A 976-nucleotide genomic window follows, 5' to 3' on the forward strand; every position below is an offset into this window, starting at 1 on the left:
AAAACTAAGAAGACCGAAAAAACCAAAAGCAAACAAACAAAACAAACATAAAATCACACTATATAATTCGAAAAACTCAATACAAACACAAAGTGGCAATTAGACTACGACAAAAAATAGTGTGGCAAATTCCAAGGAGGAAGTCCAAATGACAGCAAACACTCGCCACATGGAAACACAAAAAATCGAACGTAAAGTTACTAAAATCGGCAATTCTTTAGGTTTAACATTACCGCAAGAATTTTACACTACTCTAAATATCAAACAAGGTGACGTTGTAAGTTTAGAAATTAACGAAGAAAACGAACAAATCGTTATAAAAAAATCCAAAAAAATTTCTATGCCAGAGGATCTCAATCCTAAGTTCTTGGAATCGTTAAACAGAACCATCAATAAATTTGACGGTGCATTTAAAGATTTGGTAAACAGATAATTATCCTTCAGGCGTGGAGGAAAGTAGGAAAACCGAAATGACAATTTATATAACAGAAACTCAAGCTATTTTTATCAATGAAACACTTATCGACATGTATTCACCTAATGAACAAAGAGGTGTTAAAGATACAGGGTTATTACAATCAGCAATATACCGTCCACAACAAACAGTAGCACAAGAGGATGCATATCCGACTATCTTCCACAAAGCCACTGCATTATTTGAATCATTGGCTAAAAACCACGCATTCTATAATGCAAACAAAAGAACGGCATTAGCTTGCCTAGAAATGTTTCTGTTATACAATGAGTATGAATTAAAAATGTCCGAACAAGAAGCTTCAGATTTCACTGTTAACGTAGTAGAACAGAGATTATCTTTTGAAGAAATCTTAAAAGTTATAAAAGAAAACTCATCAAAATTACCTTTAAATTAAAAAAAGACGTGGGATTTAACCACGTCTTTTTTATTAAACAAACTATCTTCAAGGATGTTATACAAGGCTCTACAATCCTCGCTATATTATGCAAAACAAGTTCC

2 protein-coding genes are annotated in these 976 nt (G+C 32.6%); both read left to right on the forward strand.

The annotated features are described in order from the left end of the window. Nucleotides 1-148 precede the first annotated feature (148 nt). The gene (locus tag FE392_RS22485; protein WP_000126403.1) at nt 149-433 is read left to right on the forward strand and encodes an AbrB/MazE/SpoVT family DNA-binding domain-containing protein; all 285 of its coding nucleotides are present in this window, start codon (nt 149-151) and stop codon (nt 431-433) included. Nucleotides 434-470: 37 nt separating this feature from the next. After that, nucleotides 471-872: a type II toxin-antitoxin system death-on-curing family toxin gene (locus tag FE392_RS22490; RefSeq protein ID WP_000158318.1), complete on the forward strand. Its 402-nt coding sequence runs from the start codon at nt 471-473 to the stop codon at nt 870-872. Nucleotides 873-976: the final 104 nt, after the last annotated feature.

It is taken from the genome of Xenorhabdus santafensis (genome assembly GCF_033949405.1).
GTDB classification, from domain to species: Bacteria; Pseudomonadota; Gammaproteobacteria; order Enterobacterales; family Enterobacteriaceae; genus Xenorhabdus; species Xenorhabdus santafensis.

What these genes read in the sequence shown, in the direction of transcription:
- FE392_RS22490 (WP_000158318.1), top strand. Translation starts at nt 471, where the DNA reads ATGACAATTTATATAACAGAAACTCAAGCTATTTTTATCAATGAAACA.
- FE392_RS22485 (WP_000126403.1), top strand. Translation starts at nt 149, where the DNA reads ATGACAGCAAACACTCGCCACATGGAAACACAAAAAATCGAACGTAAA.